Raw genomic sequence first — 18,658 nt, 5'->3', positions numbered from 1 at the left:
AGCGCTGTTTTTTTATAAACGATAAATAATCATCACTCCCAGGCTGAATAAAACATGGCTCAGGCCCACAGCTGTTACGTACGACACCACCGGAACTGCCGGAGGATTTGGATGAAGCCGGATAAATGCCAGCCACCACCCCATGGCAAAAATGCCGGTTAATAAACCAAGTATAATAGTATAACGAATGGTCAGATCTCCTACACCTGCTTTCCACAGGTAAAAATAGATAAACGCGAAAAATACCCCGATGAGATAATGCAGCACAATACCGGTAACAAGATCAGCCGGTTTATGTGTGAGCCCGCCACCAGCCCTGGTATGATTGGTAACCATGGTCGCAAGTACGCCAACCACCTTGTAATTTTTTCCTGTAATTGCTGTAAGAAGATATAAGGCCCCTGTCATCAGCAGAGTTCCGGATATGCCTGCCGCGATCGCTTTCAGATAAAACATAAGATACGGGTTAGTATATCAATGCCTATCAAATAATAATCCGTTTAGCAATACCACCCTTTGGCTTGCCTTTCTGCCCGACAGCGATGTACAGGCGCTACATTTTGAGGCGCTGTTTCTCCAATACTGTACATGGCCCCGCTGCAATTACAGCATCACGACTATCATCCGGCAGGGCATGTAATTTGTGACACTGGGAGATAGAACAATTTCATCTTTCACTTAAATTTCATTGTTATGGCAGATGATAAAAAAAATGTTGGAAAACAGGATGATATCCGTGTAGACAGTCAGGATCCGTCTGAGGTAGAATACCTGCATCAGCAGTTTTCGGCTAAAACCCACCAGGAAATTAAAGACGCCATTAAAAACGCTGGTCCTATGCGACAGGATATTATCAACTACCTGCAAGGTCATTAATGAAATCGGTTCATGGCAGAGAAGGTTTCACATAAAAGCCTACTGGAGCAGGCCAGGCAACTGGAGTCGGAGGATGATTTTACAGGCGCCATTGCAAAGTATAACGAGGCACTTTCCAACGATCCGCTTACCATTGCTGCTTACAACCGGTTAATGATCATTTACCGTAAACAAAAGGCGTATAAAAAAGAACTGGAGATTATCAACAAAGGGATAAAGTCGCTGGAAGATCATGCGCATCAAACCCGGGCCTCCTGGATGAAAGCGCACCGGAAGGCCGCGAAGTTAAGCCAGGCGCTGGCAAAAAGCCTGGGGCAGATAGACGCCAAAGGTAAAATGACCAGCGAGGACCCGGTGATCACCGGTTGGAAGCGCAGGAAAGCGATTGTTTTAAAACGAATGAAGACCCCATGAGTGGATGCCGTATAAAAAGCGTCTTACAGTAAAGATGCTGTAAGACGCTTTACATTTTATATCCTTTTTACTGAAGAATTTCTTCCTGGTGCTGTTAGCTGCAGCAGCGGCTAGATGGCATTGGCTGCTTCAATGGAGCGGTCGGCTTCAATAACCGTTAAAACGCTTACAGAACATGGGTAAAGGTGATCATTGCTGAATAACCGGCATAAAGAAAATGGAAGATGACCGGTTCTCGCTTTTTTTTATAACTTTACCGCGTGAGAAAAGCAGTAGCTATATTTCTAATGGCCCTCTACCTGCTGGGCACTACCGAAGCAGGGCAGGTGTTAAAACTGCCGCTGCTGGTGGAGCATTATATCAAGCACAAAGGGGAAAGCCCCGGCACTACCATTTTCTCATTCTTTAAAATGCATTATATAGATCCACAGCCCTACGATGCAGATTATCAGCAGGACATGGAGCTGCCGTTTAAGACCTGCCTGTATTTTTTTACGCTTACACCTCCCAGCATATTACCTGTTTTACCGCAACTATCGTTTAAAGTGCCCGCCGAGGCGCCTGTAATGCGGGAAATAATGAATGACGAAATACCTCCCTATCTTCCTTTACACAGCATTTTCCAGCCTCCCCGCGTATAAGAGTGAATGTTGTCTTTTCAGCTGAAAAAGACAAAATCCGCGTACATATTTTTATTTCTGAATCACAGTAATGCTGCGCATGGTTGCTGCTGCCGTTCACCGTACGGCGCAGGCTATCCCTGTGGGCAGTTGCGCTGTTGTATTCATGTAGCCCAACAGATAATCATGTTAAATAAGATCATTCATTTTTCCGTCAGGAACAAACTGATCATTCTCCTCTTTGTACTGGCGTTGATCGGTTGGGGCAGTTACTCCCTAACACAGCTGCCTGTTGATGCGGTTCCTGACATCACCAACAACCAGGTGCTGGTGATCACTTCAGCGCCTGGTCTTGGTGCGCCCGATGTGGAGCGGTTCATTACCGTACCCATAGAACAGGCCACCCGTAATGTGCCCGGAATTATTGAGCAGCGGAGCTTTTCACGCTTCGGGCTTAGCCTTGTTACCATTGTGTTCAACGATCATACAGATGTATACTGGGCCCGGCAGCAGATCAGTGAACGACTGGGCCAGGTGCGGCCACAGATCCCGCCGGGAATGGGAGATCCGCAGCTGGGGCCTGTTACCACCGGCCTGGGTGAAATATTCCAGTACGTAGTGAAGCCCAGGCCGGGTTACGAAGGTAAATACGATCTCACTGCCCTGCGCGATATACAGGACTGGATTGTAAGGCGACAGCTGCTGAGCGTGGAAGGCGTAGCCGATGTGAGCAGCTTTGGCGGTATGGTAAAACAATATGAAGTAGCCATTGACCCTGATAAACTGAGAAGCTTCGGTCTAACGGTAACGGATGTATTTAAATGCCTGCAGGACAATAACCAGAACACCGGCGGCGCCTATATTGAGAAAGGCCCTAACGTGGTTTTTATCCGTAGTGAAGGGCTGGCCAAAAATATGACAGACATCAGCAACATCGTGGTGAAACAGGTAAGCGGCGGCGTGCCGCTGCTGGTAAGGGATGTAGCCACCGTAAAGCAGGGGCATGCCGTGAGGTACGGGGCCACGGTATATAATGATGAGGGCGAAGTAGCCGGAGCAGTGGTGATGATGCTGAAAGGAGAGAACAGCGCCGCCGTAATAAAAGGGATTAAAAACAGGGTGAAGGAAATAGAAAAAACATTGCCGGAAGGTGTGATGATCGATCCTTTCCTGGACCGTACCAAAATGGTAGATAATGCTATTTCCACTGTAGAGCGCAACCTGCTGGAAGGTGCGCTGATAGTGGTATTTGTGCTGGTGATATTTATGGGTAATATCAGGGCAGGCCTGATAGTAGCTTCCGTGATCCCGCTGGCCATGTTATTTGCCATTATCATGATGAACCTGTTTGGCGTGAGCGGCAACCTGATGAGCCTCGGCGCCCTGGATTTTGGCCTGCTGGTAGATGGGGCGGTGATCATTATTGAAGCGGTGATGCATAAGCTTACCAAAGGCGCTGCCTTGAGGGGAACAGCCGTGATGACACAGGAACAAATGGACAGCGAAGTAGAGGCCTCTGCGAAAACGATGATGAACAGCGCGGCTTTCGGCCAGATCATCATCCTGATCGTTTATCTCCCTATCCTTTCCCTGCAGGGCATCGAAGGAAAGATGTTCCGGCCCATGGCACAAACGGTATCTTTCGCTATCATCGGTGCGTTTATCTTATCACTTACTTATGTGCCGATGATGGGCGCCTTGGTGCTGAATAAAAAGTTAAGTCATAAAGACAGCTTCGCTGATAAGATGATGCGCTCCGTACAGCGGTTTTATGATCCTTTGCTGAAGAAAGCTTTGCGCACGCCCCGCATGGTGGTAGCAATGGCTTTTGTACTATTTGCCGCTGCCATCCCCGCGCTGATGTCGCTGGGCGGTGAATTTATCCCCCAGCTGGAGGAAGGGGATTTTGCAGTAGACACCCGGTTGCTTACAGGTTCTTCTTTAACAACTACCATCAGCACTACGCAGCAATCTGCCAGGGTTCTGCTGGATAAATTCCCGGAGGTAGAGAAAGTGGTGACCAAAATAGGCTCCGGTGAAATTCCCACGGATCCTATGCCCATGGAAGCTGCCGATATGATGGTGATACTGAAGCCTAAAAAAGAATGGACCAGCGCATCGTCCTTCCCGGAGCTGGCCGGCAAAATGAGCGCCGCACTGGAGGAGGTACCGGGTATTGCCACCGGCTTCCAGTTTCCCGTGCAGATGCGGTTCAATGAGCTGATGACAGGCGCAAGACAGGATGTGGTGTGCAAGATCTTTGGCGACGACCTGGATACCTTGTCGGCCTACGCCGATAAGCTGGGTAAAGTAATCCAATCCATTAACGGCGCTACGGACCTTTACACCGAGACGGTAACCGGTATACCGCAACTGGTGGTTACCTATAACCGCGAAGCGATTGCCCGTTCCGGGGCTTCCATCAATGATATCAACAACACGCTGCAGGCTGCCTATGCAGGCGCCGTAGCCGGACTGGTGTTTGAAGCGGATAAGCGGTATGATCTCGTGATCCGTATGGATGAACGGCAACGCCGCGACATCAATGAAATTTCCAACCTGCAGATAGGGCTTCCGGGCGGGCAACAGGTGCCCCTTCATATGCTGGCCACCATTGAGCTGCAGGATGGACCTTACCAGATCCAGCGGGAAGATGCCCGGAGACGTATCACGGTAGGGTTTAACGTAAGGGGAAGGGATGTTCAGAGCATTGTGCAGGAGCTGCAGCATAAAGTAGGCAGCCGTGTGAAGTTCCCTTCCGGTTATTACATCACTTACGGAGGGCAGTACGAGAACCTGCAACATGCTACCCGGCGCCTGGGCATCGCTTTGCCGGTGGCCCTGCTCCTGATTTTCCTGTTGTTGTTTTTTGCTTTCCACAACCTGAAGTACTGTGTGCTTATCTTCTCCGCTATTCCCTTATCCGCTATAGGAGGAGTATTGGCGATCTGGCTGAGAGGAATGCCTTTCAGTATTTCTGCCGGTGTAGGTTTTATTGCGCTCTTCGGCGTAGCCGTATTAAACGGGATTGTGTTAATAGGAGAAATGAATCAATTGAAAAAAGACGGTATGACAGATACAATGCAGATCATTTTAAGGGCCACGCATGACCGCCTCCGGCCCGTGCTGATGACCGCCACTGTAGCCTCGCTGGGCTTCCTGCCCATGGCGCTGAGCCAGGGCGCCGGAGCAGAAGTGCAGCGGCCGCTGGCCACCGTAGTGATAGGCGGGCTTATTACTGCTACCATGCTTACCCTGTTGGTGCTGCCCTGCCTGTATTACCTGGCGGAAAAGGGCTGGAAACGGCCAACAATAAAACCGTTAACGGTATTATTATTGCTGCTGGCCTGTCCCGGTCTGCTCAGGGCGCAGGAAGCCAAACCGCTTTCCCTGCAGCAGGCGCTTCATATAGCAACGGAACAGAACCGGCAGATTGCGCTGGGCCGTTTGCAGGAATCTTACTATGAAGCATTGCGGCATTCATCTGTAGATCCTGCCAGGACTACAGTTACAGGTGAGCTGGGGAATATCAACAGCACTTCCTTTGATAATAAGTTTACCATCTCCCAGGGATTTTCCCTTCCCGCCCTGTACAAAAAACAAAAGAACGTTTTTGAACAGGAATGGCTGGCGGCAAAATGGCAAACTACTTTACAGAAAGCGGAGATCATCCGCCTGGTGAAACAGGCCTACCTGCAGTTACAGTATCTCAACAGCAGGCGCTTACTACTGGAAAAAATGGACAGCACCTATTCGCGGTACACGAAGGTAGCCGCCCTGCGTTTTGAAAAGGGAGAAACCAACCTGCTGGAAAAAACAGCACTGGAAAACCAGGCCAACCAGCTGAAAATGCTGCTCCGGATGACCAATGCCGATGAGAAGGTAGCCGGTGTTCAACTGGCTGCATTATTGAATGAGCGCGGTGTTATAACGGCTACGGATACACTGGGCGCTAATGTGATGCTCTATGATACCACCTTGCTGGCACAGCATCCTGTATTGCAGCTTTACCAGCAGCAGGAGCGCATTGCGGCGGGGAATACCCGTCTTGAAAAAGCAAAGCTGCTGCCCGACTGGAACCTGGGTTATTCCAATCAGTCGCTTATCGGCTGGCAGATGGACAAGCAGCAGGTGGATCATTATTATGGACCCGGCTCCCGCTTTTCTACGGTGCAGGTAGGCGTAGGTATACCTATTTTTGCCAGGGCGCAGCATGCCAAAGTAAAGGCGGCTGCCCGTATGGAAGATATTGCGGCGCTGTCGCTGGAAGTAGCGGCCACAAAGCTATGGGCGCAGCTGCAGCAAAACCACAGCGAATACCTGAAGTACCAGCAGGCGGTCGACTACTACACCAGCAGCGCGTTGCCGCAGGCAGATGTTATGATAAGGACTGCTAACCTTACCTATAAGAACGGAGAAATTGGTTATATAGAGTGGGGTACGCTGATAAATAATGCTGTTGCCCTGCAGAGTGAATACCTTGACGCAGTAAAGGAACTGAACCTGCGCAAAATTGAACTTGAATATTTATTGTCATCCAATCAAAATTAGTGACATGAAAAGGTTATTGATATATAGTTTAGTAATGGTGGCAGGAATGTCCTGCAAACCGAAAGCAGAAACGCCGGGAGAGCAGAAGACGGGGACGGAGGCAACCGGGCAGAATATAGTGAGGCTCGACAGCCTGCAAAAGAAAAATGCCGGTATTGCAACAGCTACTGCCCGGGAAGGTACCACCCATGCTACTGTGCGTGCCAGCGGCTCGGTGGATGTGCCTCCTCAAAGCCTGATCTCCGTGAGCTTCCCCCTGGGAGGCTACCTGAAAAGCACATCGCTGCTGCCGGGCTCACCGGTGTCAAAAGGCCAGGTGATTGCAGTGATGGAAGACCCGGCTTATGTACAGCTGCAGCAGGATTACCTTACGGCAAAGGCCAGGATGCAATACCTGGCAACGGATATGCAGCGGCAAAAAGAGCTGAGCGAGGCAGATGCCACCAGTAAAAAGAGTTACCAGTTATCGCTCAGTGAATACAACACGCAGGAGGTACTGATACAATCCCTGGCTGCAAAACTGCGTATCATTCATATTAACCCTGATAAGCTCAGCCCCGGTACTATCTCTGGTGTTGTGCCCATTTATGCGCCTATCAATGGTTATGTGAGCAAGGTGAATGTGAACATCGGTAAGTATGTGAATCCGGCCGATGTATTGTTTGAACTGGTGAACCCCGACGATATCCATGCTGCGATCACCGTATTTGAAAAGAATATCAATTCCTTTCATAAAGGGATGCATGGTAAGGTAAGCCTGGTAGATAAACCCGACGAATGGTACGATGTGGAAACCATACTGGTAACCCGTAATGTGGACGAGAACCGCAGTGGCGTGCTACATTGTCATTTTGAGAAACAGATGCTGCACCTGTTGCCGGGCATGTTCCTGAATGCTGTGTTTGAGCTGGATAATAAGCCTGCGGCCATTGTACCGGAAGACGCGCTGGTGCGTTATAACGGGAAGGAATATGTATTTACCACCACCGATGAAAACAGCTTTCACCTGGTGCAGGTAACAGCCGGCGACCGGGAGAATGGTAATGTAGCGCTGATGCCGGACAATGTCAACTGGCTGAAAACAAAGATCGTTGTAAAGGGCGCATATGCCCTGCTGGGAAAATTGAAGAACAAAATGGAAGATTAGTGATAACTTAGACCAGACCATCTCTGTAAAAATGGAAACAAATAAAGCAGCTGTTTTACTGGAGCAATTCAATAAAACCATTGACATATGGATCAATCACCTCAATGACTATACGTTGGATATGCTGCGCCGTAAACCCGGTGAAAATTCCTGGTCGCTGGGACAGGTATACCTGCACATTATAGAAGACACCGCCTGGTTTGTGGAACAAATGCATACTTGCCTGCTGCTCAGCAATGCCAACAGCGAAAAGGAAATGCATGAGGATGCCAAAGCGATATTCGCCAATAATGCGTTTCCTGATGCCTTGATGGAGAATCCTTCCAATGACCCGGATTCAAGACAGCCAAAGGATAAGGAAGAGCTATTACAAGGCCTCACAGATATAAAGGAGGAGGTGAATGCACTGTATTCGGTGGACCATCCACAGGCCGATGGGAAGACCGAGCATCCGGGATTGCATTTTTTTAATTTGCTGGAATGGCTTCAGTTTGCAGAGATGCATATGAGGCATCATTTGCGCCAGAAGCAGCGGATTGATGAGAAACTGTTCAGGTAGAACGGGCGAAGTATTTATGCTTCACCCGCCAGGATCTCCACTTCTTCCGGGATAACAAAAAATAGCACACATCCCGTTTGGCTGGTAACAGAATGCCGGAACCCGGGCGGCGTGTAGAGGTAGTCGCCCTCCCGCAGGGTGGCATGTTCCAGTACGGCGTCGCCGCTCAGCACAAAGATTTCTTCGCCCCCGGGATGGTTATGATAAGGATAATGGGCGCCGGGCTCAAATTTGAGCAGGATGGTTTTGGAGCGCCCGGAGGCTTCATCATACCGGAGCGATTTTACAAATATGCCTTTATAGTGGATGTTTTTTTCCACGAGGGGCTGCCATTCAGCCTGGTTGCTCCTGGTGATGTAGTGATTGATATCTGTATTCATAACTTTGTATTTATTTATACAAAGATGGGTTTTATAACAGGCCCGGAGAATAGACAATCCTGCAAAAAACATGTAATATTTACAGAGAGCCTTGTTCTTTATATAGTTTTGGGGAGATCCCTGTTTGTTTTTTGAAGAAGTTGGAAAAATAGAAGGGGTCGTTGAAGCCGAGCTTATAAGCCACCTCTTTTACTGTAAGATCGCCATAGGTAAGCAGCCGCTTTGCCTCAGCGGTAACAAGGCCGTAGATCACGTTCTGGGCGGTTTTCCCCGCATGGAGCTTTGCCTGCTCATTGAGCTTTGCTTCCGTAGTGCCCAGCAATGCGGCGAATTGTGCAAGGCTGTAATTATGCTCAAAATTATTTCTCACGGCCTCCAGGAATTTCAGGAACAATGCTTCCGGTTTCCAGATCTCATCACCGCGTTTCACCTTTGACCGGTTGATGGATACCAGTATTAATGCCACACGGCTATGCACGGATATAAGGTATTGGTAAGGCTGCTCCGTTAATTCATTCCTGATCAGCGCCAATTGCTCCTCTATGATATCCTTATCCACAGGAATTACCTCGTTCATGGCGAAGTGACAAAAAAGCCCGTTGTGAAAGATCAGCTCTATATCGTTATCATCTTTACAGAAAAAATCCAGTGTAAATTCAAGTATGTATCCCCTGGCTTCAGATCCCGGTACTATATGATGGATCTGGCCGGAGGTAATGGTGATCACATCGCCGGGATGGAGCACAAAAGGAGTATGATCTACCTGTACATCCAGTTTCCCGGCAGCACAATATACCAGCACATATTTCATGATGCGTTGGGGGCTGGCGGGAAGCTTGGCTGGGTCAAGGTTTTTTATTTCAATCATTTGCCTGGTTGTATAGCTGAAGGTAAGATTTTAAAGGAGAATATTTTTGCACTAAAAAATTATCACTAATTTCCCATAAAAAACCGCCCATGCGTTCTCTGCTCAAACTATGCCTGTTCCTGTTTATCGCTCTGCCGGCCATGGCCCAGAAACCCGCTAATGAACTACACTTTACCAGCAGCCAGCAACAGCTGATCACCGTGTACAAAGGAACCATTTTCGTAAATGGTAATAAAGCTTTTGTGCTTCATGAAGACATTATCAATTATAAAAGTAAACGTAACCGCCTGGTGGAAAACGGCAGATCCGTTTTTCTTTTCCTGGAAGTGAACGGGGCTCCGAAAAAGAATAAACTGTATGTATTCAATATAGACCATTCCCTGGCCGATTCCCTGCTTACTGCAATAAGCTCAGATGTGAAGGACTGGGACCATGACGGCAATCTCGAATTTGGCGGCGCTGATCTTACTGAAACATATCCTTCTCCGGACTCCATGTATTACATCTCTTCAAAATTCTATGAAATCAAAAAAGGGAAAATTACCTATGATGCCGAACTGACCGAAACGACCGATAAAAAAGCAAATGGTGTTTTTGTGGCAAACCCGGCGAATGGCCTGGTGATACCTAAAGGGAAGAAACGTTGATTTAAGCGAAGGGCGATTGCCCTGAAGCAGGATTACGTTGATTAAGATGATTAGTTTGATTTTATTTGTGTGATTTTAAATTTGTGTATAGGAAGAAACTATGGCCGCCGGCAATCATAACCGTCCCTTTTCATCAGAATGATGCTCTGCTGTTTTTTTTAGTGCGCCGCCAAAATGATACTTTAACAGGAGGAATACCCGCCTGCTGTCCCTTGTGTTTTTTAAGTGGTAGTAAATAAGATCCGTTACAGCCACTGATTTCACCCGGTCGCTGAAAAAGAGATCGGTAAAAGTAAGGGTGGCGGTAAAACGTTTGGCGAGGAATTTTTTGCTGATGCCGCCGTCGAAGGAAAAGCTTTCAAACGATCTCATATATCCTTCCGGCTCTCCTGTGTTGTATCGGGCCGACAACTCCATCGTTACTTCCCGTGGAAGCGTGAGTTGCTGGTTCAGGATGATATTACCCGAGAAGCGCTTATGGATCCTTGAGCCACCGGAAACCGGTATGGGAAGCTCCTTATAAGCGCCGTTAAACATGCCTGTTATCTCCCATGACCGGTATATACTTACCGGTAATACCAGGCCGAGATCCCAGCGTTTACTGTACGGGAAATTGTTGTCGCGGCTAATGATAAGCCCATCGTTCTGCTGTACCAGCTCTTTCAGGATCACCTCCTTTGTGTGCGAATAACCCAGCTGCAAAACATATTTGCCTAACAGGGTATAGGCCAGCATGGTATTCCAGCTGAACGCGGGTTTTAAACCCGGTGTTCCGCTGGTGTAATAACCGGCATCATAGAACCATTTGGTAGGGTTCAGATCTGTATACGATGGGCGGTTGATCCGCCGGGCAACGGAAAGCTCCAGCTGGTGTTTGGAGCCCAGCTGCCGGGTAAGTGAAAGCGTGGGAAACAGGCTGGCATAATTCCAGGCAGTATCCAGCTCCCTGCTGTTTTGCCCCGCCACGGTATGTTCCAGCCGTAATCCCAGGTCGAGGCTGGTATGCTGCCATTTTTTTTGCCCGCTAACATACGCGGAAAGCAGTTGCTCGTTGTACCGGAAGGAACCGGTTTGTGTATCGTCCGGCTCAAAAACAGCACCGGTATAATTCCAGTAACGGATGGGATTATTTACCCGGGCTGTGGTAAATTTAAAACCGGTCTTTAATGTGACAGGCTTCAACGGAAGCGCGGCATCTATCCTGGTGGAAAAGATATCAATATATATCGGCTGACTGAATTTAAAACGATTGCTGTTTAGAAGATCTTCGTGAATGATATCCGTAAAACGGGTACTTACTTCTCCGTCGGAGTTATTGCTGTAGCGGATATAATCTGCGTCAACCGAAATACTTTTCCCGGTGCTGTCTGCCTGGTAGCTGTACCTGCTGTGTAAAGTATTGTAGTAGTAAGGCTCTTTGGCTTGAATAAAAGACTGCGACCTGTACCGGGGCCTGCCATTCATATCGCTGAGCACTGCATTACTTTCACTGTTCAGTTTCCAGTTGTCGAGGTAGCCATCAAAAGAAAATTCAAGCGTACTTTTTTTACTGATGTTCCAGTCGGTTCCCAGTTTATAAGTATAGAAAACTGTTTTAACAGGTCGGTCTGAAGCCCTGTCGTACCGCAGCTTTTCGTTGTTATAGGTGGTGTAGCTGCTGGCTTCGTTGAGTGAATACCGGTGTTTGGAGCTGATATCCAGTGAGCCGTATATATTCATCCTGCCGGTATTATAGTTGCCGCTGATATTATTGGTAAAGAAAGTATTCTTATTGCTTTTACCAATGCCGCTGGCTACATCAAACGCATAACCGGCCGACTTTTGTTTTTTAGTAGTGATGCTTATCGTACCTGCGTTGCCGTTAGCATCCATGTCTGATGTAGAGGTGGACATGATCTCCACCCGGGCGATGTCATCTGCCGGCATTCCTGATAACATATTTGCCAGCTGGTCTTTGGAGAGATAGGTAGGTTTACCGTCGATGATCACATTGATGCCGGAAGAGCCACGCATCAGGAGCTGCCCGTTCTGATCAGCACTGATACCGGGCAGCCTTTTCAGCATGTCAAGAACCGATACGCCGGGAGTGGCGGCGCTTTGTGACAGGTTTACAATAAGCTTGCCTCCACTTTGCTGCAGCACCGGCTTCCTGCCGGCCACCCTTATTTCTCCCAGCTTTGTACTGCTGGCTGTTAATACCAGCTGCCCGATACTTACCGTAGATGGTGTTAAAGAAAGTTCTTTCAGCAACTCACGGTAACCAATACACGTTATTTTGAGCAGGTATTTACCTGGCGTCGCAGAAAGGGAAAACATGCCGGTGCTGTCGCTTTGCGCCTGTGCTACCACATGCCTGCCGGTTAAATGTATCAGCCCAATGGAAGCAAATGGAACAGGCGCATTTTGCTCATCTGTAACTTTACCGCTCACCATAATGCTTTGCGCCGGCAGGTTTGTGACGCTGCAAACGAAAAACAGGAGACAGGTAAACAGGCTTTTCATGAATAGATCTTCTTTCTGAAATTATATAAAGACAAAAAGGAAAGTAACCCCGTAAAGCCAACCAGTGAAATAATGCATGGCCATATTTTGCCGTTGTTATCCCCGTAATAGCGCTTTAGTTTAAACTGGCTCCAGTCGATACTTTCAACAGGCTGCTCCCGGAAAATGGACGGGTAGAAATATAAACGCAGCTGCTCATGATAATGCCTGAGCGCCTGCTGGAATTGCAGGTGCTGCTGCAGATCGGATCCTGCTATGCCATTAAGCGCCAGCTGTGTTTGAATACCAGGCAGGATAAACGCAGCCATGTCTGTAAACCGGCTTCTTTGCTGCAACTTCCGGTTCATAGCCTGTGCGCCTGTAGCAGCTTGGTCATCGCCGTTTTGCTGCATGGCAAAATACCAGTACCAGCTGAATGCCTGTTCCTGGGGAAAGGGATATTTTTTAAACTGTGGATAATGTTTGTAAAACGAGTTGAGGGCAACACTTTTATCCATATCCCATTTTTCATGATAGCCTTCTCTTTGCATAACCACTGTTTCCAGGGCTTCCGGAACGGGGTATTGCCGGGTAAGCCAAACATTTACCATAGCAGGAGCAAGGATATTGAGTGCTACCCAAAAGGAAATAAGGCTCACTGCATTAAAGCTGGAAGATTTTCCCATTGAGATGATCCAGAAGGAGAGCGCGAACCAGAACAACAGGTACAGGCCCAATACTACGATCACAGCCAGCAATCGCCCGTCGGCAGCGAGTTGCAGGTATACGGCTGCTATGGCCATCAGTACCAGTACTGCCAGGTATACGGCCGTCATTCTTACCAGGAACTTCCGCCATATTACTTTTAACGGAACGGTGGATTGTGAACGGAGCAATCCCCATACGCCGGATTCCTGCTCTCCTGAAAGCAGGTTATAACTGAATGCAATAATGACCAGCGGGAATATGAAAATAAACACAAAGGCCAGGTCCATATTACCCAGCAGCAGTGTAGAAGGGTTATTAAGGTCGGTGTCGTATAATTGTCCTTCCAGCCCCAGTGTGGTTACCCCGATAAGATATGGATTGATGTCGCGCTGCCCGTTGGAGAATGCCGCCCAGTTGCGTGGCATATTGGCCATCTGGAATTTGTTGTGATACAATGTTAATCCCAGTTCTTTACCAAAGTATTTAATATTCCTGCCGGTGTTTTCGGTTTGCAGTTTTTCCGCTTTGGCAACCACTTCTTTTTGTCTCTCTATAAAATCCTTTCCAAAATATAACCCGGTAAGCCCGCTCACCAGCAGGATCAATAACCCTGTGATCACTGTTTTATTCCTGAAAAAGATCTTACTTTCCAGTTGATATATCCGTTGATTCATATATACTGTTATAAAGTTTTAACCCATTTTGATGATAGCAGCATCCCGCCCAGCAGTACCAGTAACCAGCAAAGCAGAGAGAGGATGGTACTGGTATGATGGGAAATCACCTGTTCCACCGGTTTAAATACATATTTGAAGTCGGCCTGCTCCGCCCAATGGTTGCGACTGATCGTTAAAGGTTTATCTTTTTCTCCCGGGGGAATGTTGCTGATCTTTTCTTTCTGCAGTTTGTTCATGCGCTGTGCAAGTCCGTAGCGATAGGCTTCCGCCTGGTCCTGGAAGTCGGCATAGGTATTAAAATCCGAGGCGGTGAGCGCCATGGATAGATGTTTAATGGCCAGGAAGGGGTTCAGGTAGCCGGCGGCCACCCCAAAGCTGTTTTGCTGTTCAAAGGTGTGCATCAACGCTTTCTGATGCCGGTTGTAAATGGCGGCAGAGATCCTTTCTCCTTCTGCCATTACATAGCCCCCATAATTAAATGGCAGTTGCTTTACATCGGTTACATTGTATTGCTTTAACACATTCTCCCTGAACTTTGCATAGTGAGGATCATCGGGATTGTGGCTGTCGCCCTGCTGGTGAAGGTCCGACTCAATAGCGGCGGCGAATTCGATTTTTGACGGCGATGGATATGCTTTAACGCCGATTGCCTGTGTAATCCTGGGCATCACGATAGTAAAGAACACCCAGCATGCCAGCAGGGTGGTAAGCGCGGCCCTTGAAGTTTTGTGCAGGGCAGAAACCACTACGGCAATGCCGGCGCAAATGATGAAGTATACTGCATAAGCAAGTATAAGTAAAGCAAGACGGATAGCGGCATCGTTGGTTACCTGCCAGTGGCTGAGCATGGCCCAGAGGAAAATGGTGAGCAGGATCACCGGGATGAACAGCGTGAAGCTAACGGCCACAATGCCTGTTGTCTTTCCCAGTAACAATGTTCTCCAGCTCACACCCTGGCAAAGCAGTATTTTTAATGTGCCGCTTTCCCGCTCTGCGGAAATGCTGTTATAGCCAAGGAAAAAGATCAGCAATGGCACCAGCAGTTGCAGCACCATGGCCACGCTCATTTCTCCGAAACGAAGCATGCCATTGGAGAAACCGGCTTCACTGAAATTAACGGTGTTTTGCTTGTGCGCCTCCAGGAAAATGGATACGCCGGCAAAGCTTTCAATGCCAAAATCAAAGAAGCTCAGTTCATGCTTGTCACGGAAAGCAAGATAGCCGTAATGCGCCATGCGGTGCGGATGCTTATCCGGCTTGGCCAGCCATTGCTGGCGCACGATCTGTTTGTACTTCAGCCGTTGTCCGTTCTGGATGTTGAAGTTCTGCCACCCCGTATAAGTGGCCATGCACAGTGCCAGTCCGAGGATCAGCGTCAGCGCGGTAGTAGCTTTGTTCCTGAAGGCTGCTTTCCAGGTGCTGGCGGCAATCAGCAATATTGTTCTCATGCAATTGGTTTTTCCTGTTAAAATTTATACGTGGCGTTGAACATTACGCTTCTCGGGGAACCGGGAAACAAGCGCAGGTAATTCTGCGCGCCTATCCAGTAAGTTTTGTTCAGGATATTATTCATGTTTACAGCCAGCTGTATCCTTGTTTTAGCCGGGCTATAGTATACAGCGGCATCCAGTAGGGTGTATGCCGGCAGTGTAAAGTCACGGATATACCAGGGCAGTTTGTTGCCGCTGTACTGGACGCCTGCGCCGAAGCCAATGCCTTTCAGCAGCCGGTGCTGGTTCAGGTCGTAACGGGTCCACAGGCTGCCGCTGTGTTTGGGCGTGTTTTGTACGCGTGTACCTTTTAGTTTTGGGTCGGCGTCATCTATGATCACGGCATCAACAAAACTGTATCCTGCGTTAAACTGCCAGTTGGACATAATGAAGCCGGATGCTTCCAGTTCTGCGCCGCGGCTACGCTGGGCGCCGCGTTCCACGAGGCGGTTTACATCTTCAGGATCGTTGGCGTTCATGAGCAGGTTCTTCTGGTTGATTTCAAAGAGGGCGATGTTCACCATCAGAAGATTGTTCAGCCAGGTCGATTTTGCCCCGATCTCTTTCAGATCGCTTTCCAGTGGTTTATAGTTGGTGCCTGCCGGTGGCGGCACTATTACCAGTGTTGAGGTATTGCCCTGGGGCTGATAGCCACGGAGATAAGTACCGTACAGGTTTATGGCAGGGGAGATGGCATAGGTAAGCCCTATCCTGGGCAGCAATTTTTGCTGCGAGATCTTTTTTTCTGCGGGAAGTTTATAGTTGCCGATATCCTCGTACCATTCCTGGCGCAGGCCCAGCGTGAGGGTAAGCCGCTGGTAGTTCACCTGGTCCTGCACGTACACGCCGTTTACCAGGTAGTAAGCCGGTGGGATTTCTGTCTTGTTAAAAATATAATCACTCAGATTACGGATGGTATAGCTGGGATTGGCCAGGTTAAAGTGATCTACATTCGGCATTGGTGCATTAATGCCGTTAATGGTTTTAAAGAGATAGAGATCTTTCTTTGCAGGATCATACCGGCTGGCAATGGTGCCGTCTTTCAACCGGTATCCCTGTGCAGCGTTTTCTCCGCCGCCCCTGTACTTTTGCGTGGTAATGCGATCGTATCCCGCTACAATTTTGTGATGCAGCGCGCCGGTATTTGTATTGATGCTGAAGTAGGCGCTGAGGTTATCGGTATTCCATTTCTGCTGCCGTTGTACTGCGCGCATGCCAGCCAGCGTTGGAATGGGGGCATTGTTTTCATCCACTGCAAAAGCATTGGTAGTGCGGTGCTCCATCAGGTCCTCATTCCATGTTTGCTTCATATAGGCAACATTCAGCGCCACTTTGGAGCTGAAAGCGTGGGAGCCGTTGATCATGAGCATGAGGTCCTGTGTATTGAAATGATCATTGCTGCCGCCCATATTAAAAGTAATGGGTGTGCTGTTCAGGTCTGTTTGTCCGGCTACGGCGCCGAATATAGCTTGTCCGCGGTCCAGCCTGGAGTTGCTGTTGTTCATCACTAACTCCACGTTAAGACTGGTACTTTGATTGGGCACATAGGAGAACGACGGTGATATGAGATAGGCTCTTTTATATTGCAGGTCGCGGAAGCTTTTACTGTTTTCATACCCCACATTGAGCCGGTACAGCAATGTTTTTTCCTGGTTCAGCGGTCCCGTGAAATCCAGCGCTGCGCGGATGGTGCTGAAACTGCCGGTGGAAATGCTTATTTCCTTCCTGCTTTCCCGGAGCGGTTTTTTGGTCACCATATTGATGCTGCCCCCGGGGTCTACACTGGAGAATGTAGCGCTGGCAGGTCCTTTGATCACCTCAATACGTTCCAGGTTATTAGTGAGCGGCTGGTTGAAAAAATATTGCCGGGTACGCATGCCGTTAATGATAGCGCCTTCTTCATTCTGGCTGATGCCACGTATAGAGAACTGGTTATAGTAACTGCTTTGCGAAACGGCGGTTACATTTTTTACCGCATCGGCCAGTGTGAATGCCTGCCGGTCGGCAATCAGCTCTTTTGATACAGAGGAAATGGCCTGTGGAATATCTTTGTTGGGAGCCGCGATCTTTGTGGCGGAAAAGGAATAATCGCCGTAATATTTCTGTGCGTTGGTACCAATGATCTCCACGGTCTGCAACGCTGTACTGGCCATGGAAAGCACTACAGGCGGCAGTTCCGAGGAAGCCTGCAACTGATAGTTTTTAGTAAAGGTATTTAAGCCCGCAGCGCTTACATGCATGGTATAATCGCCGGGATACGGCAGGATGAGCTGGAACCTGCCGGAAGAATCGGTGACTGTATTCAACCGGTTGGCGCCACTTTTCATGGTAATAACGGCATTACTTACGGGTTGCTGTTGCGTGTTTGTTACAGCCCCACTCACCTTTGTCTGCGCCCCTGCATGTAATGAAAAGAGCATAAGGGCTGCGGCCAGGAAAATATTTCCGGCAATTGGAAAAGAATAAAAAAGCTTCATGAGTTAGTTGGCTAAATGGTTTCCAGGTATAATTCCTGCAGATCGCGGGCATTGATATCGCCTGCGTTTAAAGTGTGCACCAGCTGGCCTTTGCGCATGATACCGATATGTGTGCCCACATTCACGGCATTGAATATATCATGCGTGGCCATCAGTACGGATTTGCCCTGTTGCCCCAGTTCCCGGACCAGGCCGGTGAATTCGTCGGTGGCTTTGGGATCCAGTCCGCTGGTGGGCTCATCCATGAGGATCACATCTGCATTTTTAGCCAGCGCTATGGCGATGCCTACTTTTTGCCGCATCCCTTTACTGAAACCGGAGAGGCGCTTATCATGGGCTTCGGCTTGTAAGCCGCAGCCGGAGAGGAATTGCGCCAGCCGGGATTTGTCGTATTTAAAACCTGCCAGCCGGCTGAAGTAGTCGAGGTTTTCAACGGCAGTAAGACTACCATACAGCATCACCACTTCCGGGATATAGGCCAGGTACCTGCGGGTGTCGCCTTCGCCGGGGCGCACTTCCTGTTGATGGATCATTACCTTTCCCGATGTAGGGGCCGTAAAGCCCAGGAACAGGTTGATGGTAGTGGTTTTGCCCGCGCCGTTCTGGCCCAGCAGGCAGTAAATTTCCCCTGGTTTAACTTCCAGGTTGAGATTGTCCAGCGCCACATGCGACTGGTAATGTTTTGATAAGGATATTGCCTGAAGCATAGAAAAAGAATATAAGCAGTGGTACGCCTTCCGGACGGAGAGCGCATAAAATCGGC

General features: G+C 48.7%; 15 protein-coding genes. 7 read left to right on the top strand and 8 right to left on the bottom strand.

Going from position 1 to position 18,658, the window contains the following annotated elements; all coding sequences use genetic code 11:
- Window positions 1-12: 12 nt before the first annotated feature.
- On the bottom strand, window positions 13-456 hold the full coding sequence (locus FN124_RS00365; RefSeq protein WP_142682815.1) for a hypothetical protein: 444 nt from the start codon (window positions 454-456) through the stop codon (window positions 13-15).
- A 237-nt stretch (window positions 457-693) separates the two neighbouring features.
- Here FN124_RS00365 and FN124_RS00360 point away from each other — a divergent pair, with 237 nt between their 5' ends.
- The 6 genes from FN124_RS00360 (at window position 694) to FN124_RS00335 (ending at window position 8,167) form a co-directional block, all read left to right on the top strand.
- Complete coding sequence (locus tag FN124_RS00360) at window positions 694-876, top strand: DUF3606 domain-containing protein (RefSeq protein ID WP_142682814.1); 183 nt, start codon at window positions 694-696, stop codon at window positions 874-876.
- Between the two features lie 12 nt (window positions 877-888).
- The gene (locus tag FN124_RS00355; protein ID WP_142682813.1) at window positions 889-1,290 is read left to right on the top strand and encodes a hypothetical protein; all 402 of its coding nucleotides are present in this window, start codon (window positions 889-891) and stop codon (window positions 1,288-1,290) included.
- Between the two features lie 260 nt (window positions 1,291-1,550).
- Entirely contained in the window at window positions 1,551-1,931 is a 381-nt protein-coding gene (locus FN124_RS00350) for a hypothetical protein (RefSeq protein ID WP_142682812.1), read from the top strand.
- 165 nt (window positions 1,932-2,096) lie between these two features.
- On the top strand, window positions 2,097-6,461 hold the full coding sequence (locus FN124_RS00345; RefSeq protein ID WP_142682811.1) for a CusA/CzcA family heavy metal efflux RND transporter: 4,365 nt from the start codon (window positions 2,097-2,099) through the stop codon (window positions 6,459-6,461).
- 4 nt (window positions 6,462-6,465) lie between these two features.
- Complete coding sequence (locus tag FN124_RS00340) at window positions 6,466-7,608, top strand: efflux RND transporter periplasmic adaptor subunit (RefSeq protein WP_142682810.1); 1,143 nt, start codon at window positions 6,466-6,468, stop codon at window positions 7,606-7,608.
- A 31-nt stretch (window positions 7,609-7,639) separates the two neighbouring features.
- Window positions 7,640-8,167 (top strand): DinB family protein, encoded by a 528-nt coding sequence (locus tag FN124_RS00335; protein ID WP_142682809.1) that lies wholly within the window; start codon window positions 7,640-7,642, stop codon window positions 8,165-8,167.
- Between the two features lie 14 nt (window positions 8,168-8,181).
- Here FN124_RS00335 and FN124_RS00330 read toward each other — a convergent pair whose 3' ends face one another.
- Complete coding sequence (locus FN124_RS00330; RefSeq protein ID WP_142682808.1) at window positions 8,182-8,547, bottom strand: cupin domain-containing protein; 366 nt, start codon at window positions 8,545-8,547, stop codon at window positions 8,182-8,184.
- 79 nt (window positions 8,548-8,626) lie between these two features.
- Entirely contained in the window at window positions 8,627-9,415 is a 789-nt protein-coding gene (locus FN124_RS00325) for a helix-turn-helix domain-containing protein (protein WP_142682807.1), read from the bottom strand.
- 89 nt (window positions 9,416-9,504) lie between these two features.
- On the opposite strand from FN124_RS00325, the gene FN124_RS00320 reads away from it, so the two are divergent.
- A complete protein-coding gene (locus tag FN124_RS00320) occupies window positions 9,505-10,062 on the top strand; it encodes a hypothetical protein (RefSeq protein ID WP_142682806.1) in 558 nt (185 codons plus the stop codon).
- A 114-nt stretch (window positions 10,063-10,176) separates the two neighbouring features.
- Here FN124_RS00320 and FN124_RS00315 read toward each other — a convergent pair whose 3' ends face one another.
- The 5 genes from FN124_RS00315 to FN124_RS00295 are packed head-to-tail and all read right to left on the bottom strand — an operon-like array spanning window position 10,177 to window position 18,602.
- Window positions 10,177-12,564: an outer membrane beta-barrel protein gene (locus FN124_RS00315; protein WP_142682805.1), complete on the bottom strand. Its 2,388-nt coding sequence runs from the start codon at window positions 12,562-12,564 to the stop codon at window positions 10,177-10,179.
- Window positions 12,561-13,925 (bottom strand): ABC transporter permease, encoded by a 1,365-nt coding sequence (locus tag FN124_RS00310; RefSeq protein ID WP_142682804.1) that lies wholly within the window; start codon window positions 13,923-13,925, stop codon window positions 12,561-12,563. Before FN124_RS00310 ends, FN124_RS00315 begins: the two co-directional genes overlap by 4 nt.
- Before the next feature lie 8 nt (window positions 13,926-13,933).
- Entirely contained in the window at window positions 13,934-15,376 is a 1,443-nt protein-coding gene (locus FN124_RS00305) for an ABC transporter permease (RefSeq protein ID WP_142682803.1), read from the bottom strand.
- A gap of 17 nt (window positions 15,377-15,393) precedes the next feature.
- The gene (locus FN124_RS00300) at window positions 15,394-17,895 is read right to left on the bottom strand and encodes a TonB-dependent receptor (protein ID WP_142682802.1); all 2,502 of its coding nucleotides are present in this window, start codon (window positions 17,893-17,895) and stop codon (window positions 15,394-15,396) included.
- 11 nt (window positions 17,896-17,906) lie between these two features.
- Window positions 17,907-18,602 (bottom strand): ABC transporter ATP-binding protein, encoded by a 696-nt coding sequence (locus FN124_RS00295; RefSeq protein ID WP_142682801.1) that lies wholly within the window; start codon window positions 18,600-18,602, stop codon window positions 17,907-17,909.
- Window positions 18,603-18,658: the final 56 nt, after the last annotated feature.

The organism is Chitinophaga polysaccharea (assembly GCF_902150045.1).
Classification (GTDB): domain Bacteria; phylum Bacteroidota; class Bacteroidia; order Chitinophagales; family Chitinophagaceae; genus Chitinophaga; species Chitinophaga polysaccharea_A.
Note: the sequence above shows the minus strand (reverse complement) of the source record. Positions and strands in the feature narration are given on the sequence as shown.